This is a genomic window from Grimontia sp. AD028 (assembly GCF_000973155.1).
Taxonomy (GTDB): domain Bacteria; phylum Pseudomonadota; class Gammaproteobacteria; order Enterobacterales; family Vibrionaceae; genus Enterovibrio; species Enterovibrio indicus.
In genome coordinates this window covers 1-22,239 of sequence record NZ_LASY01000104.1, presented here as the reverse complement: position 1 = coordinate 22,239, position 22,239 = coordinate 1, and the positions used below count along the sequence as shown (strand labels likewise).

At 49.0% G+C, this 22,239-nt stretch carries 17 protein-coding genes and 1 tRNA gene; 6 read left to right on the top strand and 12 right to left on the bottom strand.

Annotated features, from left to right (window positions below):
- Window positions 1-54 precede the first annotated feature (54 nt).
- The 4 genes from pyrI to arcA all read right to left on the bottom strand — a co-directional run bounded on the left by pyrI (window position 55) and on the right by arcA (window position 4,249).
- Window positions 55-522 carry an aspartate carbamoyltransferase regulatory subunit gene (pyrI, locus tag RN22_RS19860; protein ID WP_002537624.1) on the bottom strand — a complete coding sequence of 156 codons (468 nt, stop codon included), beginning with the start codon at window positions 520-522 and terminating at the stop codon, window positions 55-57.
- A 15-nt stretch (window positions 523-537) separates the two neighbouring features.
- Entirely contained in the window at window positions 538-1,467 is a 930-nt protein-coding gene (pyrB, locus tag RN22_RS19855; protein WP_046307058.1) for an aspartate carbamoyltransferase, read from the bottom strand.
- Between the two features lie 336 nt (window positions 1,468-1,803).
- Window positions 1,804-2,808, bottom strand: a complete 1,005-nt coding sequence (gene argF, locus RN22_RS19850) for an ornithine carbamoyltransferase (RefSeq protein WP_046307056.1) — start codon at window positions 2,806-2,808, stop codon at window positions 1,804-1,806.
- A 220-nt stretch (window positions 2,809-3,028) separates the two neighbouring features.
- Window positions 3,029-4,249 carry an arginine deiminase gene (gene arcA, locus RN22_RS19845; protein WP_046307054.1) on the bottom strand — a complete coding sequence of 407 codons (1,221 nt, stop codon included), beginning with the start codon at window positions 4,247-4,249 and terminating at the stop codon, window positions 3,029-3,031.
- Between the two features lie 515 nt (window positions 4,250-4,764).
- Between arcA and rraB the strand changes: the two genes are divergently transcribed.
- On the top strand, window positions 4,765-5,163 hold the full coding sequence (gene rraB, locus RN22_RS19840) for a ribonuclease E inhibitor RraB (RefSeq protein ID WP_002537618.1): 399 nt from the start codon (window positions 4,765-4,767) through the stop codon (window positions 5,161-5,163).
- 68 nt (window positions 5,164-5,231) lie between these two features.
- Here the strand turns inward: rraB and RN22_RS24875 are convergent, their stop codons facing one another.
- Window positions 5,232-6,140: a helix-turn-helix domain-containing GNAT family N-acetyltransferase gene (locus tag RN22_RS24875; RefSeq protein WP_082111444.1), complete on the bottom strand. Its 909-nt coding sequence runs from the start codon at window positions 6,138-6,140 to the stop codon at window positions 5,232-5,234.
- Window positions 6,141-6,338: 198 nt separating this feature from the next.
- Here RN22_RS24875 and RN22_RS19830 point away from each other — a divergent pair, with 198 nt between their 5' ends.
- Both RN22_RS19830 and RN22_RS19825 read left to right on the top strand, forming a co-directional pair.
- Window positions 6,339-7,508, top strand: a complete 1,170-nt coding sequence (locus RN22_RS19830; protein WP_046307053.1) for a YjgN family protein — start codon at window positions 6,339-6,341, stop codon at window positions 7,506-7,508.
- Window positions 7,508-8,512: a M48 family metallopeptidase gene (locus RN22_RS19825; RefSeq protein WP_046307051.1), complete on the top strand. Its 1,005-nt coding sequence runs from the start codon at window positions 7,508-7,510 to the stop codon at window positions 8,510-8,512. The genes RN22_RS19830 and RN22_RS19825 overlap by 1 nt, the downstream gene beginning before the upstream one ends.
- A gap of 47 nt (window positions 8,513-8,559) precedes the next feature.
- Here the strand turns inward: RN22_RS19825 and RN22_RS19820 are convergent, their stop codons facing one another.
- The 6 genes from RN22_RS19820 to pepA all read right to left on the bottom strand — a co-directional run bounded on the left by RN22_RS19820 (window position 8,560) and on the right by pepA (window position 18,599).
- Window positions 8,560-8,961: a DUF2061 domain-containing protein gene (locus RN22_RS19820; protein ID WP_046307049.1), complete on the bottom strand. Its 402-nt coding sequence runs from the start codon at window positions 8,959-8,961 to the stop codon at window positions 8,560-8,562.
- Between the two features lie 181 nt (window positions 8,962-9,142).
- Window positions 9,143-11,413 (bottom strand): EAL domain-containing protein, encoded by a 2,271-nt coding sequence (locus tag RN22_RS19815; protein ID WP_046307048.1) that lies wholly within the window; start codon window positions 11,411-11,413, stop codon window positions 9,143-9,145.
- A complete protein-coding gene (locus RN22_RS19810; RefSeq protein WP_046307046.1) occupies window positions 11,410-13,410 on the bottom strand; it encodes a sensor histidine kinase in 2,001 nt (666 codons plus the stop codon). The genes RN22_RS19815 and RN22_RS19810 overlap by 4 nt, the downstream gene beginning before the upstream one ends.
- A 207-nt stretch (window positions 13,411-13,617) precedes the next feature.
- On the bottom strand, window positions 13,618-16,476 hold the full coding sequence (locus RN22_RS19805; protein WP_046307045.1) for a valine--tRNA ligase: 2,859 nt from the start codon (window positions 16,474-16,476) through the stop codon (window positions 13,618-13,620).
- Between the two features lie 20 nt (window positions 16,477-16,496).
- Window positions 16,497-16,952, bottom strand: coding sequence for a DNA polymerase III subunit chi (locus RN22_RS19800; protein WP_046307043.1), 456 nt, complete (start codon window positions 16,950-16,952; stop codon window positions 16,497-16,499).
- A 138-nt stretch (window positions 16,953-17,090) separates the two neighbouring features.
- Window positions 17,091-18,599: a leucyl aminopeptidase gene (pepA, locus tag RN22_RS19795; protein WP_002537606.1), complete on the bottom strand. Its 1,509-nt coding sequence runs from the start codon at window positions 18,597-18,599 to the stop codon at window positions 17,091-17,093.
- Window positions 18,600-18,792: 193 nt separating this feature from the next.
- On the opposite strand from pepA, the gene lptF reads away from it, so the two are divergent.
- A complete protein-coding gene (lptF, locus tag RN22_RS19790; protein WP_046307040.1) occupies window positions 18,793-19,893 on the top strand; it encodes an LPS export ABC transporter permease LptF in 1,101 nt (366 codons plus the stop codon).
- Window positions 19,893-20,966, top strand: a complete 1,074-nt coding sequence (gene lptG, locus RN22_RS19785) for an LPS export ABC transporter permease LptG (protein WP_046307038.1) — start codon at window positions 19,893-19,895, stop codon at window positions 20,964-20,966. Before lptF ends, lptG begins: the two co-directional genes overlap by 1 nt.
- A 73-nt stretch (window positions 20,967-21,039) precedes the next feature.
- On the opposite strand, the gene RN22_RS19780 is transcribed toward lptG, so the two are convergent.
- Window positions 21,040-21,525 (bottom strand): RDD family protein, encoded by a 486-nt coding sequence (locus tag RN22_RS19780; protein ID WP_046307036.1) that lies wholly within the window; start codon window positions 21,523-21,525, stop codon window positions 21,040-21,042.
- Between the two features lie 182 nt (window positions 21,526-21,707).
- Here RN22_RS19780 and RN22_RS19775 point away from each other — a divergent pair.
- Window positions 21,708-21,793: transfer RNA gene (locus RN22_RS19775), tRNA-Leu, on the top strand.
- Window positions 21,794-22,239: the final 446 nt, after the last annotated feature.

Genomic DNA, 22,239 nt, shown 5'->3' with positions numbered 1-22,239 from the left:
TTAACTGATCGGCATTAAGCGCAAAGGCTGGCTTTTTGAGTGCAGAGAAAACGATCAGTGGCTTTCTGTCATGATTTCGCGAGAGAACACCTTCTCACAGTATTTGCACTTAAGGTGGATATCGTCAGTTTTTTCAATCACGTTGAAGCTGCTCTCAACGGCTTTTTCGTCGTGAGTGATGCAATTGGAGTTAGGACAACGGAACACGCCCAAGATGCTCTTAGGCAGCGTCAGGGGGATTTTCGCGACGACTTGGTAGTCTTCGATTTGGTTGACGGTTGCTTTAGGCGCGTAGAGTGCCAGTTGTTGCGCTTGCTCTTCAGACACGAAGATATTCTCAATCTTTATCAGATCTTTCGCACCCAGCGCCGAGGAAGGCAGATTCAAACCCACGGTCACGCGTTCGTTGGTTTTGTGCAGCTTAAACAGCTTCATGACTTTAAAGCCAACATTAGCAGGGATGTGGTCGATAACTGTGCCGTTCTTGATGGCTTCAACCTGTAATTTGTGTTCTTTAACCATGTTGATTCTCCTGCCTTAAACGCTTCCGTTGATAACCAGAGCCAGTAATGCCTGACGCGCATACACCCCATTTTCCGCCTGCTCGAAGTAGTAGGCGTATGGGGTTTTATCGACTGCGACCGTGATTTCATCTACGCGTGGCAGTGGGTGAAGCACCTTGAGGTTATCGCGGGCATTGGCAAGCTGTGGAGTGTCGAGAATGAACGCCGCTTTGATGTGTTGATACTCGGATTCGTCAAAACGCTCTTTCTGGACACGGGTCATGTACAGAATGTCGAGTTCCGGAACAACGTCCTCGATGCTGGTGTGCAGGCTGTAAGGGATGCCTTGCTCGTCCAACTCTTCCAGAATGTAGTCCGGCATCGCCAGTGCTTCCGGTGCAATGAAATAGAACTGGTTGTTATCGAACTTTGACAGTGCTTGAGTCAGAGAATGCACGGTGCGGCCATATTTCAGGTCACCGACCATGGCCACTTTCAGGTTGTCCAGACGCCCCTGGGTTTCGTAAATGCTGAAAAGGTCCAGCAGGGTTTGGGTTGGGTGTTGGTTAGCGCCATCGCCGCCATTAATCACTGGCACGCCTTTCGAAAATTCCGAAGCCAGACGGGCTGCACCTTCTTTCGGATGACGCATTACGAACGCATCAACATAAGAAGAGATGACCTGTACCGAGTCAGACAAGGTTTCGCCTTTTTTACCGGAAGACGTATTTCCGCCATCCGGAAAGCCGATCACCGTGCCACCAAGACGCTGAACCGCGGTTTCGAAAGACAGACGGGTGCGTGTAGATGCCTCGAAGAAGCAACTCGCGACTACCTTGTTCTTCAACACGGTAGGGTTCGGTTCCGCTTTCAGTTTGCCGGCAGTGTCGACGATAAGTTCCAGTTCTTCGCGGGACAACTCCGGGATGGAGATGATGTGTTTATTGTGCAGCGAGGTCGCCATGTCTTCTCTTCCCTTAACAGATTCCATGCGTTGGCTGGGTGAAAACAGCCAACGCAACATGTTGGATGGTACATTTTGGTCAAAAAAAAACCTCCCGATCAGGAGGCTTTTCTTGAGAATCCAGTAAAAACAAAAAACGGTGCCAGTGCCGAGATTCGGCAGGTTTTAGCAGTCAGTTGTGTCGCTAATGTTGGCATTCCGATTCGTTTTTTTGACAAATTGCGAAGGATTATACGCCCATTTTTATCCGGTGCAAGGCAGAGCGAATGACATTGGGTATAGTCTATAAAATAAAAAACCGCGCAAGTGCGCGGCTTCATCATAGGTACGATGGGATTAACTGCCCAGCGTGGCTACCATCACTGCTTTAATGGTGTGCATGCGGTTTTCTGCTTCATCAAACACGATGGAGTATTCAGATTCGAAGACGTCCTCGGTGACTTCGAGCCCTTTCATGCCGTATTTCTCTGCGACTTCTGCACCAATGGTGGTTTCATCATTGTGAAACGCCGGCAGGCAGTGCATGAATTTGACGTCTGGATTACCTGTGGCTTTGATCATGTCCATATTGACCTGATAAGGCTTCATCATGGCAACACGCTCGTCCCAGGCTTCTTTTGATTCGCCCATGGAAACCCAAACGTCGGTGTAAAGAAAATCGCAGCCTTGAACGCCTTCTTCCACGTTTTCTGTCAGAGTAATTTGTGCGCCGGTCTTAGCAGCAATCGCCTGACACTCTTCAACCAGCGCTTCTTCCGGCCAGAACTGGCTTGGGGCAACCAGACGGATGTCCATGCCCATCTTCGCTGCACCCACCATCAGGGAATTACCCATGTTGTTGCGTGCATCGCCAAGGTAAGCAAACTTCATTTCGGAAAGCTTTTTGCCCTGACCGTGCTCAAGCATAGTGAGGAAATCTGCCAGGATCTGCGTTGGATGGAATTCATCAGTCAGACCATTCCAAACCGGAACACCTGCAAATTGGCCCAGCTCTTCAACAATAGACTGGCCGAAACCGCGATATTGGATGCCGTCATACATACGGCCAAGAACACGCGCAGTGTCTTTCATCGACTCTTTGTGACCGATCTGCGAGCCAGATGGGCCGATATAGGAAACCTGTGCGCCTTGGTCAAAGGCGGCAACTTCGAAGGCACATCGCGTGCGGGTAGAAGCTTTCTCGAAGATCAGGGCAATGTTCTTGCCTTTCAGACGAGGCTGCTCGTAGCCACAGTACTTGGCTTTCTTCAACTCTGCTGACAGATCCAGCAGGTGCGCGATTTCCTTTGGCGTGAAATCCAGCAGCTTGAGAAAGTTCCGGTTACGCAGATTAAATGCCATGTTGAGGTCCCTTTCTAAAAATCCGTTTACTGCGATGTGACTTATATTTTTGTCACTTTGATATTAATCACGATTCTGACTTATTTGTGAGTATTAATTCAACCCCTTTGAATAAATATTTATTTGTGTTTGGTCGACATTTTCCCGGAGAAACGAAAAAAGCCACCTCGCAATGAGGTGGCTCGTTCGATTAAGGAGAGTGGGAGAGTTCGGTTGCTTTTTAAAGCCCTTCGCGTTCGATAGGGCAGCTCATGCAGCGCGCACCGCCACGACCACGGCCAAGTTGGTCGCCCGGGATAGGAAGAACGGTGATGCCTGCTTTGTCGTATTTTTCATTGGTGTACACGTTGCCTTCATAGCCAATTACCACGCCAGGGCGTACAGTCAGCACATTGTTGGCATCGTTCCACTGTTCGCGTTCTGCTTCAAAGCTGTCACCGCCAGTGGTAATGATGTTGAGCTGAGGCAACTCCAGCGCTTTTTCGATGGCATGCAGGAAGTAGTCTGCTTCTTTCACTTCCACATCGCCATTGCCTTTGTTGATAAGACGCCAGCTTTGCAGGTCTTTACGCATCACTTGTGGATACACAGAGAAAGTGTCGATGTCCATGTGAGTCATCACCGTATCCAAGTGCATGCAGGAGCGGTGCTTTGGTAGGTTAATGGCGATCACTTCTTTTGCCTGACCATGAGCAAACAAGCTACGTGCCAGCGCCTCCACACCTTGTGGTGTCGTGCGCTCAGACATGCCCACCAGAACCGCACCATTACCGATAACAAGCACATCACCGCCTTCGACCATGGCATTGTCGTAGTCGCGCTGCTCATCACCAAGGTAAGTGATGAAGTCCTGACCTGCGAACAGTGGGTGCCAGCGGTAAATAGCACGCAGGTGGTTGGTTTCACGCTGACGGGCAGGCATCGCCATTGGATTTAAGGACACGCCACCGTAAACCCAGCAAGAGGTATCGCGGGTAAACAAGTGGTTCGGCAGTGGGTCGATGATGAAATCCATGCGTTCGTGCATTGCCTGCATCATCGACGCTGAATGGTTTGGAAAATCGATATAGCTCAAACCGCCGAGAAGGATGTGTGCCAGCTCTTCGTTACTGAGGCTTTTTAAATAGCTTCGCACATCATGGGCGAACTGGTAACCAAGACGGTATTCGCCCACTTGGGTATTTAGCAGCCAAGTCTTGGCTTCCGGCACTTCTAATGTTTGGGCAAGCAGATCGTGCAATAGCAGCACTTCTACGCCTTGGTCACGCAGGGTTTGCGCGAATTGATCGTGCTCCTCGCCGGCACGTTCCACCGCAAGTACATCATCAAACAACAGGTCTTTGTAGTTAGACGGCGTAAGGTGGTTTAGCGCTCGTTCTGGTCGATGAAGCATTACACGCTTCAATTGACCGACTTCAGATCCCACATAAAGCTGACTCATTATCGTTTCTCTCTTGAATTTTTATTAACCTCCACCGTTTTACTTCGCATGAGTTAGGTTGAAGACAGCATTCGCCTCTCTGTCATGTCAGTGCGTAGCAGGAACGGTGGGGAAAATGGAGATAAAGCGACAGAATTCTGTATTCGTGGCGCCGGATAGTAGAGACGCCTGAAAATTTGTCGTAAATCCATTTACCTTTTTGCGTGAGGGCTAACCTTGGTTTGCTCGATCTTCGCCGAGTGTGAAAGCCCGTCATGCATCTATCGGTGCTTATCTATGCGATTTAAATGCACACTATTCCATAATTCAGGGTTTTGTTGGCGCAAGATTGGGTATTTTTAAATTTATCCAGCATCTTGTGTTGTTGTTGCCCTGTTCTCAAATAATGACAACCTTGTTCGATAAGGTCAATTTTACTTTTAATTAACATGTGGGGGAGTGTGGGAAATTGACGTGGTAAACCATGCCAATCCATGCCATAGTTCTGCCGTTAATTAAGTGCCTGGAGTGATCTGATGTCTTACGCTGACATTATTGAAGAACAAAAAGCGGAAACCCGTGAAATCATTGAAGCCCTGCTGGAAGATGGTAGCGATCCTGATGCGCTGTATACCATTGAGCATCACCTGTCTGCAGACAGCTTTGCAGAGCTTGAAGGCGCGGCAGTAGAAGCGTTCAAAATGGGCTTTGAAGTGCTGGAAGCGGAAGAGCTTGAACTGGAAGACGGCTCCACAGTGATCTGCTTTGATGCAGTGATGGAATCTGCGCTGGATGCAGACCGCATTGACGAACAGGTCGAGAAACTGGTGAAGCTGGCTGAGAAATTCAGCATCGATTACGACGGCTGGGGCACTTACTTTGAATCGGACGAAGAAGACGCCGAGGAAGAGGGTGAACTGGAAGAAGACGATTAATCATCTTTGCCGAAAAGAAAGCCGGAGCGTTAAAGACTCCGGCTTTTTTGTGTCTGGTAATGGGTGACTTATAGTTTTTTCAGCATCGCGACTTCGCAGTCTGTATGTCCGGTGTTACCAAGTGGAGCATCGACACGTTTAAAGCCGAGTGACTCGTATAGGCGAATAGCTTCTTTCAGGCAGGCCGTCGTTTCTAGATAGCAGCTGTGATAACCCTGATTACGTGCGAACTTCATGGCCATTGCCGCGAGCCTTCTCGCAAAGCCCCGGCCGCGAAGTTCAGGGCGGAAATACATTTTCTGTAATTCGCAAACACCCTCTTCACCCGGCAAAGGCGCAATGCCGCCGCCACCCAAAATTTTCCCATTCTGCTCGACAACCCAATAAGCCGCATTGTCCACTTTGTAGCTTTCACTCAGTACATCCAGTGTCGGGTCTGCCACGCTGTAGCCTTTGTCAGCAGTCAGGCCACATTCTTCGGATACTTTGCGAATAACAGTAGCAATGGCTGCGTTGTCGGCAGGCTCCAACAAGCGAAGGGTGAAACCTTTCTGGCGTTCGCTTTGCTCCATTGCCCGGTTGTAGCGGTGCAAGGATGTGGATAGGGATTCAATTTCGTCGGTATCCAGCTGTTCCAGATACAGAGCGATTTGTTGGTTGATGCCGAAATGATGCTCATCCAGACGCTCTTTGCCGACATCAGACAGAGAATAGCGCGGCAGATTACTTTCACCGTCGATAGAGGAAGCAACATTGTCATTGTTGATGAGAATTGCCAGTGTGCGGTTAGCATTGGTGACATCAATGTTGAGGCGTTCAGAAAGCTGCTCAGCGGTTAGAGACTCCTGCTCAAGCTCAATCATCACATGGCATTGCACTGTGGTCAGCCCAGCAGTGCCATAAATGTTATCCAACAATCCGCGATGGCGAAGAAGTTGGCGGACGAGCGATCTGATTTCAACCGGACCTGTAGTCATTGTGTCTCCATTTTACACCGAATGTGTCACTTTCCTTTGTGGCTTACTGTCTTTGGGTAAGCAACTCGGAGGTAATTGCTCCGTTTTGCACAAAATCAAGCCTCTTGATTCACACTTGCTTAATTTGGCGATGAGCCTGTCGAGCTTAATGATTATGATGGCAAAAACCATAATAAAACAGTTGGCAAAGGATTGACCATGGAAAACAAAATGACTTTTCACGGCACAGGACGTGAATTTTTTGGTATCTGGATTGTGAATATTGTATTGAGCCTTCTTACGCTAGGGATTTATTCAGCGTGGGCAAAAGTACGTACAAAAAAATACTTCTACGGAAACACTGAACTTGCGCGTGATCGCTTTGATTATCATGCAACACCAAAACAAATCCTAATCGGGCGAGCGATTGCGGTTACGGCATTTGTCATCTGGTTTTTGTCCGGTCACTTTTCTCCGGTGTTTTCCAGCGTCTTGTTTGTTTTTGGATTGGCTATGTTGCCGTGGCTTGCCAGAAACAATGCCCGCTTTAATGCCCGTATGACGAGCTACCGTAACGTCAGGCTGAACTTTACAGGCACCTTGATGGGCGCTTACACCGCTATTTTAGGTAGAGGGATCTTGCTGATACTGACCTTGGTTGTATCTGTCTACTTGACCAGCTTACCCACCAGTGGCTTTGTGACATTTGTTTTCGCATTGGCCGCTGCGTTCGTCGTGTTGATGGTGTTTGCCTGGATGCTACAGGGCATCGCCAGTTACTTTGCCAATGGGTATGGCTATGGAAAACTGACCTTCAATGCCACGTTGTCGACGGGATATTTTGCTCGAACTTATCTCTGGGCACTGTTTATCTGGGTACTGGCTTCCGCTGGCGTACTTGCTGTTGGCGGCTTGCTGTTCTTTGTTGGTGGGCAGTTTGTGAATTTGCCCGAATTTAGCAGCGCGGATCTCTCTAATTTGGATATTGGTCATATCACCGGTGCTTTGGGGGTAGTGGCAATCATGCTTCTCACTTACGCCATGTTGTTTATATCCATGCTTCTGGTCTCTGCTTTTATTCATTCACGAACCCGCAACCACGTTTTTAACCAGATGATGGTCGGAGAAACGGGCGATTATCGTCTGGGTTCAACTATGAATACTACCGATTACACGCTTTTGGTGGTGACTAACTTTTTGCTACAAGTCTTTACGTTAGGCCTCGCCCGTCCTTGGGTGATGGTGCGTACTACCCGTTATCTGCTTTCAGTGACCACTGTCTATGGTGAGCTGGATGCACTCAGCGTTTACGAAGATGAAAATGGTGCGAAGTCTGCAGTAGGTGATGAAATGTCACAGGTCTTCGACTTAGATATCGGGATAAACTGATGGTGAAAGGAACTGCGTTTGCGGCAGGTGAGTCAGGCAAGCATGAGGCTGAGCTCTTTGTCATGGGCGAGACCAAAGCGATACTGAGATTCGACGGCAAAATCATTGAATGCCGTTTGGATGAAGTCTCCCGCTCTGAGCGCATTGGTAATCTTCCTTTGCAGCTTCGTTTTCCAGAGGGTGAGCTCTTTATTGCGAATGATGAATCTGACTTGCCCTACTCTTTGCAGGCTAAAAAGCGAGGATGGCTGACACGCCTTGAGAGTAGTAAAACGGCAATTCTTTCTTCCATTGCAGCTGCGCTGCTGTTTATGGTGGCCTTTTTCTATATTGGCTTGCCTGGGATCAGTAAAGGAATAACCCAGCTTTTACCGGATGAAATTCCGATGGCGGTGGGTGAGCATGTGATGTCTCAGCTCGATGAAAGAATGTTTACTGCTTCCGAACTGGATACCGAACGCCAGCAAGCGCTGAATCAGCGTTTTGATGAGCTGGTTGAAATGCTACCGCCGATGCCTGTCAAACCTAAACTGGTGCTCCGCAATTGGAAACAAGGACCGAATGCATTTGCTTTAAGTGATGGCACTGTGGTGTTACTCGATCCTTTAGTCAATCTTGCTCAAACTGACGCGCAACTGGAGAGTGTAATACTCCATGAGCTTGGACATGTTTATCACCAGCACGTGATGACGGGACTGGTGCGATCAACCCTGATTTCAGTCTCCGTAGCCGTGATTACCGGTGAGAGCACTGGTGTTATCGACATGATGACAGGCTTGGGTGTACTTGCGGCAACGGCCGGGTATTCAAGGGCAGATGAGGAAGAGTCCGATCAGTTCGCGGCTAAGTACCTCAGTGCTATTTATGGTGATGCCAGTGCACAGGCGGAAATGTTTGCCTTGCTTGGCGAGGCACATCAGACCGGGGGAATGTCGCAATGGCTAAGTTCCCATCCAGATACAGAAAGCCGTATAGAGGCTGCAAACAGCTTCCAGACAGAATGATAAAAGGGTAGCTTACGCTGCCCTTTCTATTCCAGACGTGTTCTCTATTAAGCTGCCATTGGATGGTGGTGACATTGCATCATGCTCAGGCGTTCTTTCTTCTGCCATACACGCTCATGGAAGTAGTACGCCATGGTATTGATACAAGGTTCAATCATTGCCATCACACTGCCAATCAGTACGTCACCCGTCAGCAGGTAAGCTACACCAAACGCAACGCTGAAATGTACAACAGCGAAACTTGCTGTTTTACGGCCCGGATGGTTTGTTGCCAGACGCTTCAGTAATTTGTTGTCCCATGCTTTTTCGTGGAAGTAGAACGCGACCGTATTGACCATAGGCTCTACCATGGCAATCAAACTACCCAGCAGAATATCGCCAGTCAGGATATACGCGACTGTAAACGCAACGGTAAAGTGAATCACAGCAAAACTTAAGGTCTTTTTCATAACAGTTCCCTCATTCGGTATGACTTCATTATTGCAAATAATTCTCATTTGTAAATGTAATTTCTATTGATTGTTTTAATAGGTAAAAGCTATTGAATGAGGCTGAGGTGATCAAGGTGTAGCTCGAAGAGAGAAAAAGAGAGGCAAATCCCGGCTTGTGGTACCAAGCCGGGGGAGTGGTTCAGGCTATCGCTACCTGTTCTTGAAGTGCAAGATTAAAAGCTTCCAAAGGCATGGGCTTGTAGAACAGATACCCCTGCGCCATATCGAGACCTGCTGCGACTGCGGCAACGAGCTGTTCCTCGGTTTCTAACCCTTCAATCAGCACTTTTTTATTCATTCCTTTCAACATATTTACCATGCCGCCCAGCAAAGTTTCTGAACGATCACATTTGCTCAGTCCCCAAGTGAAAATGCGGTCGATTTTGATCACTGAGACGGGAAGATCGAGCAAATAGCCGAAAGATGAATAGCCCGATCCGAAATCATCCAGATGCAAAGTCCAGTTCTGACGGTGAAGCATAGTGATGTTGAACTTGGTGTTTTCACCCTGAACAAAGCAGCCTTCAGTGATTTCGAGTGAGATCCGGTCTTTATCGATGCCATATTTTTGCAAGATACCGTTTAGGGTGGGCAACAACTCCCTTCTGCTTAAAGTGAGCGGGGAGATATTTACCGCAATCTCGGGGAAATGAGGATTGGCTGCGAGGATCTCACAGGCAGTGCGGAAAACGTAGGTGTCTAATTCGAAACTTAATCCCGCCGCTTCTGCGATAGGCACGAAAACTCCGGGTGAAACCTCCCCCAGTTCGGGGTGATCCCATCGAATCAGCGCTTCCGCACCAATGATCCTGTCGTCACGCAGGTCTACCTTTGGCTGGAAGACAAGGTATAGACGGTTTTCAGCGAGGTCATGGCGCAGCTTATTGATCAGATTTAAGCGCTCAGTACAGGCTTTTTCCATGCCGTCATCAAAGGTGAGGGTAGAGCCTCGACGTTTGGATTTTGCCTGTTTGAGCGCGATTTCCGCCCGCCTCAATGCCACTTCAATATCGTAGATATCGCCATCATAACTTACGCTGAAAAGCCCAGCGGTCGCGCTGAGATAGAATGTCCCACCGTCCATGCTGAACCGGGTGTCCTGCAAGTTTTGCAACATATTACACAGCTCAGGTTCTTCAAGCTCCGTTGCTACGGCAAATGCATCACTATGAAGTCGGGCCACTATGCTGTTTGCAGGCAAAGCCTGTTGCAGGGTTTTACCAAACACCTTGAGCACACGGTTGCCGTATTCAAAACCCAGAGACTCATTGATTTGGTGAAAATCATCAATATCAATCACTGCCAATGTCAAACGGCCAGTTTGTTTTAACAGTGTGGGTGCCTGGGAGTCGACAAAACCCAGACGGCTATGGAGGCCGGTGGTTTCGTCGGTAAATACTGCATCAAAAAGTTGGTTGATAAACTTGGTGTTTTCCAGTCCTAAAGCCACATTCTGGATGAATACACTCAATAGCTCCGGATCCAGTTGGTCGAGCAAATTCGTTCTATCGGTCATGATATAAATCACGGCCTTCCATCGGCTGGGCGTGTCGAGATAAAGGGCGATATTGCCATCCTGAATGACGTTTTTTCCCTCTTTGAATGCTTGGCGAATCACACACTGGGAAGATGGCTCAAGCTCCACACTGTCGAGAGGGTGTCCAAACACCTTTTGATACTTTTTACTGGCAGCGACAATAATGTGTTCATCTTCTTGCCGTTTGCTGGTGGCGTGACAGTATATTTTTTCAAGCTGCTGAGGGGGATTTAACGGGCGACTGGAAACACAGAAAATCCCTTCAGAATGAATATCAAACAGCACATTGATTTGCTCCAGAACACCTTCTGTAAAGCTCGCCAGCGATCGCTCCTGAAACTGATTGGCGGCGGAATCCACAATTTTTCTTAGGCCATCACGGCTTTTCTGAATCGACACCAGATTGTGGTAGGAGCGGATAGATGTGCAAAGGGTACTGAAGAGTTTGCTCCGGGTAAGTTCGTTTTTGGTTTTGTAATCGTTGATTTCGAAGTTTTCGATCACTGACTCTTCCGGCGCATACCCCGGTTGCCCTGTGCGAAGCACGATCTGCGTCGTGTGGTTGCCTAGTTCGTTACGGATGTAACTGGCCAGTTGCAGCCCTGCATCCTCTGTCTCCATCACCACGTCGAGCAACACCACAGCAGTGTCTGGATTTTCCTCAAGAAGTTGCTGTCCTTCGGCGCCGGAGTAAGCATGGATGAAGGTCAATGGATACCCAAGAATAGTTACTTTGTTCAGCGCCAATGTGGTGGCCTGATGCATGGAAGTTTCGTCATCAATGATGGCGATCTTCCAACTTCGTCCTGCATTTACCGATGGTTTCGAAGGCGTAGATGGTCCATCGATGATATTGATTTTAAAGTCACTCATTGTCCACCTTCAGCTTGTTGAATGGATGCCGGAATGGAAATATCAAAAACGGCACCGTTATCGTTGTATACCTTAATGTCTCCTTGAAGCATGTTGACCACAATGCTGTAGACGATGTGCATGCCCATTCCCGAACCGCCTTTGCCAAGGCGGGTAGTGTAAAAAGGCTCAAAGATACGCTTGAGCCCCTCACCGGAAAGCCCTTTACCTGAATCACGGTACAGCCACCTTATGCGTCCATCTTCACGGGCTAACGTCAGAGAAATTTCTCCCTGACCATCTTGGTCAAAACCGTGAAGAATTGAGTTGTTAAACAGGTTGGTAAACACCTGTCCTATCGGCCCGGGGTAACTGCTCATGACTAAATCTTCTTCTGCGTTCAAGGAGAACTGAATCGGCCGGTTTTTGATTTGGTGGTGCAGGGTGCTGTAAACCTCGCGCATCAAGCTGCCCAGTTCAAACTCGCGCAATTGCTCACTGGTTTGGTCGTTGGCGACTTGCTTGAAGCTGTTAATGAGTTCTGAAGCTCTTTGCAAAGAGCGATTCATTACGCTGTAGGCATCGGCACTGTGTGATTCAAAGTTGTCGAGATCTTCCCGTCGGATTTCTCCGGTTTTGAGCTTTTCCAAAAATGAAAGGTGCTCGGTTTCCAGCGTGCTTGCCATGGTCACTGAAATACCAAGTGGCGTATTAATTTCGTGGGAAACCCCCGCTACCAGACTTCCGAGGGAAGAAAGTTTCTCTGTTTCAATGAGCTTATCCTGCGCTGACTTCAGGCTCTCCAACATCTCTGTCAGTTGTTCTTTGTCGCGTTTCAGGGCTTCTTTCTGGTTGGCATTTTCTATCTGCAGTTGGTCGAGTTTAGAAAGACCGACTTGGAAGTTTTTCAGGCTCAGGGTGATCCGTCCCAGCTCATTGTCTTCAATGTCTTCGAAAGGGATATTGCGGTGACCCAGACGCAGTGCCTGAATAGTTGTGTTGATTTTCTCCAGTGGTCTGAACAATGAGCGCTGGAAAAAGAGGACAATAAATGCCAGCAAAACAGTCGCGAAAATAGTCACAAACACGAGTAGATACATGGATTTATTGGCTATGTTTCGCAGCCCGTGTGACTCTTCAATTAATAGACTGTCCGACTGGTCAGCCATCTTGTTGAGTAGTGTCTTCATGTCCAGAAATATGCCTCGCTCCAACGCAATAACCGCTTTCAGTGCACGCTGCCGGGCTGTGTTGTCATGGTGTTTAAAGACGTTGTTGGCAATTCCGAAAAATCTGGCAAAGTGCCATTCAATGCGCCTTAGCTGCTCGAGAATGATGGGGTCGCTCGTCGCTTCAGAAAGCGATAGTATGTAGTACTTGAACTCTTCTGCATTGGCGATGAAGCGTTTTTCAGCTAACGGATAGCCGAGCAGATAAATATCTAAATCAGATTTCATATCCTGCATTTCATCGAGTAACTCTAGATCGTATCGATGTAATGGCGCGAAGTCGCTATGGAATGCCTGAAGGTCGCTCTGATTGTTAATGAAGGTATGGAGCTTATCGAGAAGCACTTCAAGTGGCTGGCTTGTAGAGTTGATGAGAGAGCGGGCACGCTGCTCCGCTGTGGGGTCGAATACGTTAAAGACGCTTTCTTGCGAGAGTGACAGAAAGGCTTGGTGTAGCGCGCGCAACTCTGCAATGTCCTGGCTGATGGCCTGATCTTTCGAGACGCTGAGGTCCTGCTTGTGTTTGACGAATGTCTCCAGATGTTGAAGAAAGGCTGTGTGACCCTCCTCATCTTCCTCTTCTACATACCGCATGAGATTGAACAGCATTTCGCTAAGCTCATCCACCATGTGTATGGTGTTGATGGTATTGGGAAGTGCCTTATCTAACAGCGCATCAGTACTGCTTCGGGTATTAAGCGCGACCCAAACAGTCAGAGATGACACGGTGAGTAAGAGAACTGTTAGTGTTATCAGGCTGAGGTGCAGCCTGAATGCGATTGAATTCATTTCTACGTTTCATTGGTTGCAGAATGGCGTTCTATAAATCGTAGTAATGGATTTCGACGAGAATGTTAAAGTTGCTCATCAATTGCGGCGCATGTCACTTTCATGCGTCGAATTGTTGAAGGATTTAACAGCGTTGATGAGTAGAGAAAAAAGAAAACGGGCCTTCCGTTGGAAGACCCGTTTGTGAGCGTAAGTTCCGCGGTGAGATTACAGTGCAGCGATAACTGCTTTCTGCTCTTCCAGCTTAGTTAGGGTTTCTGCGTAACCGTCCAGCTTCGCACGCTCAGCAGCAACAACCGCTTCAGGAGCTTTCGCCACGAAACCTTGGTTATTCAGCTTGCCTTCAACGCGTTTGATTTCACCCTGGGTCTTGGCAATTTCTTTGTCCAGACGAGCCAGCTCGGCGTCTTTATCAATCAGACCTGCCATTGGGATCATCAGGGTAGATTTACCAACCAGTGCGGTTGCACATGCCGGTGTTTCTTCGCCTGCTTCCCAAATGCGGATGCCTTCCAGCTTCGCCAGTGACATCAGAACCTGCTTGCTTGCTTCAACACGCGCAGCATCTTTCTCGTCAGCGGCTTTCAGCATCACATCCAGAGGTTTGCTCGGTGCAATGTCATATTCAGCGCGCAGGTTACGGATGGCAGTAATGAAACCTTTCACCCACTCGATATCAGCCAGTGCTGCTTCATCGAACTGTGCTTCGTCATACTGTGGCAGTGCCTGCAGCATGATGGTGTCACCTTCAACACCGTCTACCAGTGGCTTCACGCTCTGCCAGATAGATTCAGTGATGTAAGGCACAACTGGGTGCGCCAGTCGCAGTGTCTTCTCAAGCACGGTGATCAGCGTGTGACGGGTCGCGCGCTGTTGTGCTTCAGTGCCTTTCCACAGAACAGGTTTGGTCAGCTCCAGATACCAGTCACAGAATTGGTTCCAGATGAATTCGTACAGGGTGTTCGATGCCATATCCAGACGGAAGTTTTCGATATGCGCGTTGAACTCTTTCGCTGCCAGTTGGAATTGAGATTCGATCCACTTGTCAGCCAGTGAGAACTCCATCTCACCGCCTTGCATGCCGCAATCTTGATCTTCTGTGTTCATCAGCACGTAACGGCTTGCGTTCCAAAGCTTGTTACAGAAGTTGCGGTAACCCTCAAGACGCTTCATGTCCCAGTTGATGTCACGACCTGTTGAAGCCATGGCAGCCAGAGTGAAGCGCAGTGCATCAGTACCGTAGGCTTCGATGCCGTTTTCGAAGGTCTTACGGGTGTTCTTTTCGATCTTCGCTGCCAGTTGTGGCTGCATCATGTTACCAGTACGTTTTTCTACCAGTGACTCGAGATCGATACCGTCGATCATGTCGATCGGGTCAAGTACGTTACCTTTAGACTTCGACATCTTGTCGCCGTTTTCGTCACGGATCAGACCCGTGACGTAAACCGTCTTGAACGGTACTTGTGGCTTGCCATCTTCATCTTTCATGAAGTGCATGGTCATCATGATCATGCGCGCAACCCAGAAGAAGATGATGTCGAAACCGGTTACCAGTACATCAGTCGGGTGGAAGGTTTTCAGTTCTGGCGTTTCTTGTGGCCAGCCCAGTGTACCGAATGTCCACAGTGCAGATGAGAACCAGGTATCCAGAACGTCATCGTCCTGACGCAGAACAACAACGGGTGCAAGACCATTCTTCTCGCGAACTTCCTCTTCGTTACGACCAACGTAAACATTGCCGTCGTTGTCGTACCAAGCTGGGATGCGGTGACCCCACCAAAGCTGACGAGAGATACACCAGTCTTGAATGTCACGCATCCACGAGAAGTACATGTTCTCGTATTGCTTAGGCACGAACTGGATGTCGCCGTTTTCTACCGCTTCAACCGCAGGTTGTGCCAGTGTCGCAGTGCGAACGTACCATTGGTCAGTCAGCATTGGTTCGATAACAACACCACCACGGTCGCCGTAAGGAACAGTCAGGTCGTGATCTTTGATTTCGTCCAGCAGGCCCAGTTCTTCGAACTCAGCAACGATCGCTTTACGTGCAGCGAAACGCTCCATGCCACGGTATTTCTCCGGCAGGTCAGTGCTGTATACATCGCTCGCTTCGCCGTTGGTGTTGAACACTTCGGCTGCGTCGCGGATGTCTGCGTTGAACGTCAGGATGTTGATCATTGGCAGCTGGTGACGCTTGCCAACTTCGTAGTCATTGAAGTCATGCGCAGGGGTGATCTTCACACAACCTGTGCCTTTCTCCATGTCTGCGTGTTCGTCGCCCACAATTGGAATACGGCGGTCAACGATTGGCAGGATGATTTCTTTACCGATAAGATCTTTGTAACGTGGATCTTCTGGGTTAACTGCTACACCGGTATCGCCCAGCATGGTTTCTGGACGGGTAGTTGCAACCACGATGTAGTCTTTACCGTCAGCAGTTTTAACGCCGTCGGCCAGTGGGTAACGGAAGTGCCACATGTGACCTTTCACGTCCTTATTTTCTACTTCCAGATCGGAAATAGCCGTGTGCAGTTTCGGGTCCCAGTTAACCAGACGCTTGCCGCGGTAGATCAGGTCATCTTCATACAGACGTACAAACACTTCCTGAACAGCAGCGTAAAAGCCATCATCCATGGTGAAGCGCTCACGATCCCAGTCTACAGACGCACCCAGACGGCGCAGCTGCTTGGTGATTGTGCCACCGGATTCGCTTTTCCACTCCCAGATCTTGTCGATGAAAGCGTCACGGCCGTAGTCGTGCTTGGTTTTGCCTTCTTCTGCCGCGATCTTGCGCTCAACAACCATTTGGGTCGCGATACCTGCGTGGTCAGTACCGACCTGCCACAGGGTGTTTTTGCCTTTCATGCGCTCGCAGCGGATCAGGGTATCCATGATGGTGTCCTGAAACGCATGGCCCATGTGCAGGCTGCCCGTGACGTTGGGTGGTGGGATCATGATGCTGTAAGCAGCTTTTGATGTATCACCGTGAGGCTTGAAGTAGCCAGCCTCTTCCCAGCGCTGGTACAGCGCCTTTTCAATTGATGTTGGGTTGTATGTCTTTTCCATAGCGCTCTTGATGGACTGATTTAATAGGACATTTCTTCAATGGCGAGGGTACGCATTTGACGCCCCGCCATGCGGTAAATTTTGTAGCGTTCCCGAGCCTGTTGCTTGAGAGCTTCTTCGCAAGGCACGAAGTCTACCACTTGTGCAAAGGAAGGCGCAAAAGTTGCTGCTTCTTGCGCCAGATTTATTAGCACTTGGCGGTGGCCAGCATGGCGTACACCCGGCCAACCAATTTCAACCTGTGCTCCTCCCCGTGGACCTTCGCCAACGAGGTTATGAGGCACAAAGTATTCCGTGGTTTGCTGAAAGAGCCGTTCATCGATTGCTTCGGCTTGTTTTCTATCTTCAGCCATGATGAACGCTTTCATACCTTGCTGACAGAAAAGGGCAGAGAGCTGACTAACCTTGTCCAACATTTGTTGTGTTGGTTGGTCTTGCGATTCATCCAGTAAGTAGAAGGTCGCCATGCCTGTCATCGATTTCCCTCTTTAGCCATTTTTTCGGTATTGATAACGCCATTGTTTTCGGCTCAGTGTGCGGCGAGTTGCTCACTCACGCAACTAAAAGCAGCAACAAAAAAGGAGGCCGAGGCCTCCTTTTCTCTTTGTGCAGTTTTACTCTGCGACTTCAAGGCCAGAACGGTTCAGAAGGAACTGGACCAGCAATGGGACAGGACGACCTGTTGCGCCTTTGTTCTGTCCGCCTTTGAACGAAGTACCGGCTACATCGAGGTGTGCCCAGTTGTACTTCTTCGCGAAACGTGACAGGAAACAACCCGCGGTGATGGTACCGCCACCAGGGCCACCGATGTTTGCCATATCAGCAAACGGGCTCTTGAGTTGCTCTTGGTACTCTTCTGTCATTGGTAGACGCCACGCACGGTCACCCGCCTGCTCTGACGCATTGACAATTTCGTGTGCCAGTGGGTTGTGGTTAGAAATCAGACCGCTGATGTGGTGGCTCAGTGCCACGATACATGCACCAGTCAGGGTCGCCACGTCAATGACACACTCTGGCTCATAGCGTTCAACGTAAGTCAGGGCGTCACAAAGCACCAAGCGGCCTTCTGCGTCAGTGTTGAGTACTTCAACAGTTTGTCCTGACATGGTGGTCACGATATCGCCAGGACGGTAAGCATTTCCATCAGGCATGTTTTCACAACCCGCCAGTACCCCAACCACGTTGATAGGCAGATCCAGCTTCGCCAGAGATTTCATTGCACCGAATACAGAAGCAGCACCACACATGTCGTACTTCATTTCGTCCATGTTAGCAGGCGGCTTCAATGAGATACCGCCAGCATCGAACGTTAGGCCTTTACCTACCAGAATGATTGGTTTTGCATCTGGGTCTGGGTGACCTTTGTACTCCATGATGGACATCATGGACTCGTTTTTCGAGCCTTGGCCTACAGCCAGGTAAGAGGTCATGCCCAGCTCTTTCATTTCTTGCTCGCCAATGATCTTGGTGCTGACTTTTTCAAAGTCATCCGCCAGACGGCGCGCTTGAGAGGCAAGGTACGCTGGGTTTGCAACGTTTGGTGGCATGTTGCCAAGGTCTTTACATGCGTTCACACCGGAAGCAACCGCCAGACCGTGTGCAATTGCGCGCTCACCCAGATTCAGTTCACGACGTGTTGGTACGTTGAACACCAGTTTACGCAGCGGGCGGCGGGTTTCTGGCTTCACGCTCTTGAATTGGTTGAAGGTGTAGAGGCTGTCCTTCGTGCTCTCAACCGCTTGGCGCACTTTCCAGTAGGTGTCGCGGCCTTTCACGTGCAATTCAGTCAGGAAGCAAACCGCTTCCATTGAGCCCGTTTCGTTCAGCGTGTTGATGGTGTTTTTGATGATTTCTTTGTATTGGCGCTCACCGAGTTCACGCTCTTTACCACAACCAACCAGAAGCACACGCTCAGACAGCACATTAGGAACGTGGTGCAATAGCAGCATCTGGCCAGGCTTTCCTTCGAGGTCACCACGGCGCAGCAGGCTACTGATGTAACCGTCACTGATTTTATCAAGTTGTTCTGCCACTGGTGACAGGCGGCGTGGTTCAAACACACCTACAACGATACATGCACTGCGCTGTTTCTCGGGACTCCCGCTTTTTACACTGAACTCCATGCGTACTCCTACATCCTAAAGACAAGTGAGGCTAAATGTTGGATAATGCCCGCTTTATCGGAACTCGAAACTGTGTTCGACGTAAATTTCATTAAGCAGGCCAACACTTGGCCGAAAGATTAAAAAATAACTAATTTACCGAAAAACTATAGCGATTCGAGTAAAAAAACAAGTTTTCTAAAGGTAAAACGCCGTGATTATTGTTCGGTATTTGATCCGAGAAACAGTGAAAACGCAACTTGCGGTGCTGTTTGTGCTATTTCTGGTCTTTTTTAGCCAGAAATTTATCCGAGTGCTGGCCAACGCTACAGATGGCTCAATTCCGGGCAGTGATGTGTTAACTCTTGTCGGGTTGTACATGCCGTCGATGGGCATGTTGATGCTGCCGCTCAGCCTCTATATCGGTATTTTGATTACTTTTGGGCGTTTGTACGCAGAAAGTGAAATTACCGTCATGAATGCGACGGGTATCGGAAACAAGTTTTTGATCCGTGCAGCGCTGTATTTGGCGGTGATTACAGGTACGGTGGCGGCCTTCAACGCCTTATGGTTAACGCCATGGGCAAATGACAAAGAAATCAAAGTGATGGAAACGCTCGAGGCGGATACAGGTCTTGAGCTTTTGGTGCAGGGGCAAATCCAAACCACGCCAGATGGACAGGCTGTGGTTTTTGTCAGCGAGATCACCGGAGAAGGCAAAGATCTCCATAAAGTGTTTATTGCACAACCTGTACCTCGCGGCACCTTGCGCCCCAACGTTGTTGTGGCAGAGAAAGGTTATATCTCAGAATTACCTGATGGACGTCAGGTGCTCGACCTGAATGGCGGTATGCGCTATGAAGGTGTGCCGACCTTACTCGATTACACGGTGACAGATTACGAGAACTATCAGGTGCTGATTGGTCAGCGTGAAGTGCGCCAGAAACATCGTGATTGGGATGCTGTTCCTACCCAGACTTTGATTAATGAACCATCGGCACGCGCTCAGGCTGAACTTCAATGGCGTATCTCTCTGGTGCTGTGTATCCCATTGATGACCATGATAGTGGTACCGCTTTCCGCGGTGAACCCGCGTCAGGGACGTTTCGCAAAACTCTTTCCTGCGGTGTTAATTTATCTGGCTTACTTCCTTTCTATTAGTGCGGCGAAATCTGCGGTAGAGGAGGGCAAGTTACCACCTGAGATTGGTCTTTGGAGTGTAAACATATTGGCGTTGCTGGTGGCGTTAATGCTGATCAGTTGGGATAGCCTGCCAATGCGTAAATTGAAATACAGATTGAGGAGAGCGGCCTAATGTTTAAGATCCTCGACCTTTATATAGGCCGCACAATTATCGCGACAACAACCTTGTGTCTTGCAACACTGGTTGGCCTGTCTGCCATCATCAAGTTTGTTGAGCAACTGCGTTCTGTGGGTGAAGGGACCTTCACCATGATGACGGCGATTCAGTACGTGCTACTCAGTATGCCGCGCGATATTGAAATGTTCTTCCCAATGGCTGTGCTTTTGGGTGCCTTGATTGGACTGGGCACGCTGGCTTCAAGCTCTGAGCTTGTGGTGATGCAAGCGGCGGGCTTTTCTAAGTTGGATATCGGCCTGTCGGTACTGAAAACCGCCATGCCTCTGATGCTGGTAGTACTGGCGCTGGGGCAGTGGGGCGCGCCCGATGCTCAGAAAGCTGCGCGTGAACTCCGCGCCTTCGCTAAATCTGGCGGTAACGTGATGTCGGTGAGAACCGGCGTATGGGCAAAAGACGGGGCTGACTTCATCTATATTGCGCGTACTGATCAGAAAGAATCACTGACGGGTGTGAATATCTGGAAGTTCGATGACACCCAAAACCTGCAGGCTCAGGTTTTCGCAGAGCAAGCTAAATACCTGGATAAAGACAGTTGGATGCTGGAGAAAGTGACAGTGACGCACTTCGATGGCCCGGTGAAGATCAGTGAAACCAAAGAAGCAGAGCTGGCATGGAAAACCACACTGACACCGGAGAAGCTCGCGATTGTGACGGTGAAGCCTGAAGAGCTCTCTCTCAGTGGTGTCTACAGTTACGTGGATTACCTGAAAGCATCAGAGCAAGATGCTTCCCGTTACGAGTTGGCGTTATGGCGTAAAGCGCTTCAGCCTTTGTCGATTGGTGTCATGATGTTGTTGGCGCTTAGCTTTGTCTTTGGACCGTTGCGTTCAGTGACCATGGGGGCGAGGGTGCTATCCGGTGTGATCTTTGGTTTCGCCTTCTATATATCTAATGAAGTCTTTGGCCCAATGACACTGGTCTACAAGCTGCCGCCATTTGTTGGTGCGGTGGCACCGAGTCTGGCTTTTATCGGTGTGACACTTTATCTGCTAAACCGAAAACTCTGACGAGACGATATCAGACTGTAAAACAAGAGAGGGAGCCTGTTGGCTCGCTCTTTATTATCAGCATTCTTACGAATTATTTAATCGTATCGACTTTAATCACCTGACTGTTGGAGAAGTGATCCTGAAACGCGCGGTTGTTTCGGTCAAACAGAGCCAGCAGGTTGCCAATACCTAAGCAAGAAGTTGCCATTCGGATAAGGGCTTGGGTAAAGGTGATGTTCCCACCAAACTCACTGATGACTTTAAGCTTCCATGCTTTCATCCCAACTGTCTGTCCTGCTCGGGTCCAGAAGTAACCATAAAAGCCAGCTGCAATAGCAAACACATAGATAGTAAAGAAAGGGCTGACAGCTGGGTTGCGTGTCAGGTAATCGCTGACATCTTCATAGCCATCAATAGAAAGTCCCAGTTGCACAGCGATAGCTACGGCACCGACGACTAATGCGATTGCTAACATCTCCACAGCGATGAGTACGAGAAAGTCATAAAGCCAGGCGCCGAAGCGGCGGAAAAAGCTAGCGCCCTTGGGTACGCTGTACTGTGTCGATGATTGAGCCATTGTTCTGTCCTAGAAATGAGTACTGTGTGTAGTTTACCAGCCTAATCGGCAGTGTTGAATGCGTAAAAATAGGCCAGATAGCGTGTGTTTATAGCACTGTGGTGAAAAAAGAACCGATCGAGAAGGTTTTGTGAATTATAGGCTTGCTTCAACCCATTGCTTGCGTATAATTGCTCGCACTTGCCCGGGTGGCGAAATTGGTAGACGCAGCGGATTCAAAATCCGCCGGTGAATAACTGTGCCGGTTCAAGTCCGGCCCCGGGCACCAATTTCCGGAAAAGCCCCAGTCGAAAGACTGGGGCTTTTTTCGTTATATGCTTTTCTGTTTCCACGCCAAAAACTCCTCTTTATTACGTTCTTCTACTCTAACCCCCTATTTAATGATGCTTTGTTCCCTATCTCTTCCGTTCTAATTACTAGTGATAAGAGAAGGCTCGATGATTATTGGGCTCATCAGCGACTTCTTAAACGCAGTCCCTACTGTATATGGGGGGGAAGGTGTGCTTCATTTCATTTTTCTTTGCACTTTTAGGGTGAAAGTTGCTGGATAAATACTCATTTTTGCTGTTTTTGCCGACTTTGTGACCATTTGAATCGATTTTTGAAAATTATTTGGTTTTTGCTATTGCCAACGAAAGTGAACACTCTATAATGCGCCTCATCGACACGGCAAGCGGCTCGCAGAGCAAGCTACCAAGTCAACGTTCTTTAACA

Coding starts and splice junctions, on each gene's coding strand:
- pyrI (WP_002537624.1), bottom strand. CDS start 522: ATGGTTAAAGAACACAAATTACAGGTTGAAGCCATCAAGAACGGCACA.
- pyrB (WP_046307058.1), bottom strand. CDS start 1,467: ATGGCGACCTCGCTGCACAATAAACACATCATCTCCATCCCGGAGTTG.
- argF (WP_046307056.1), bottom strand. CDS start 2,808: ATGGCATTTAATCTGCGTAACCGGAACTTTCTCAAGCTGCTGGATTTC.
- arcA (WP_046307054.1), bottom strand. CDS start 4,249: ATGAGTCAGCTTTATGTGGGATCTGAAGTCGGTCAATTGAAGCGTGTA.
- rraB (WP_002537618.1), top strand. CDS start 4,765: ATGTCTTACGCTGACATTATTGAAGAACAAAAAGCGGAAACCCGTGAA.
- RN22_RS24875 (WP_082111444.1), bottom strand. CDS start 6,140: ATGACTACAGGTCCGGTTGAAATCAGATCGCTCGTCCGCCAACTTCTT.
- RN22_RS19830 (WP_046307053.1), top strand. CDS start 6,339: ATGGAAAACAAAATGACTTTTCACGGCACAGGACGTGAATTTTTTGGT.
- RN22_RS19825 (WP_046307051.1), top strand. CDS start 7,508: ATGGTGAAAGGAACTGCGTTTGCGGCAGGTGAGTCAGGCAAGCATGAG.
- RN22_RS19820 (WP_046307049.1), bottom strand. CDS start 8,961: ATGAAAAAGACCTTAAGTTTTGCTGTGATTCACTTTACCGTTGCGTTT.
- RN22_RS19815 (WP_046307048.1), bottom strand. CDS start 11,413: ATGAGTGACTTTAAAATCAATATCATCGATGGACCATCTACGCCTTCG.
- RN22_RS19810 (WP_046307046.1), bottom strand. CDS start 13,410: ATGAATTCAATCGCATTCAGGCTGCACCTCAGCCTGATAACACTAACA.
- RN22_RS19805 (WP_046307045.1), bottom strand. CDS start 16,476: ATGGAAAAGACATACAACCCAACATCAATTGAAAAGGCGCTGTACCAG.
- RN22_RS19800 (WP_046307043.1), bottom strand. CDS start 16,952: ATGACAGGCATGGCGACCTTCTACTTACTGGATGAATCGCAAGACCAA.
- pepA (WP_002537606.1), bottom strand. CDS start 18,599: ATGGAGTTCAGTGTAAAAAGCGGGAGTCCCGAGAAACAGCGCAGTGCA.
- lptG (WP_046307038.1), top strand. CDS start 19,893: ATGTTTAAGATCCTCGACCTTTATATAGGCCGCACAATTATCGCGACA.
- RN22_RS19780 (WP_046307036.1), bottom strand. CDS start 21,525: ATGGCTCAATCATCGACACAGTACAGCGTACCCAAGGGCGCTAGCTTT.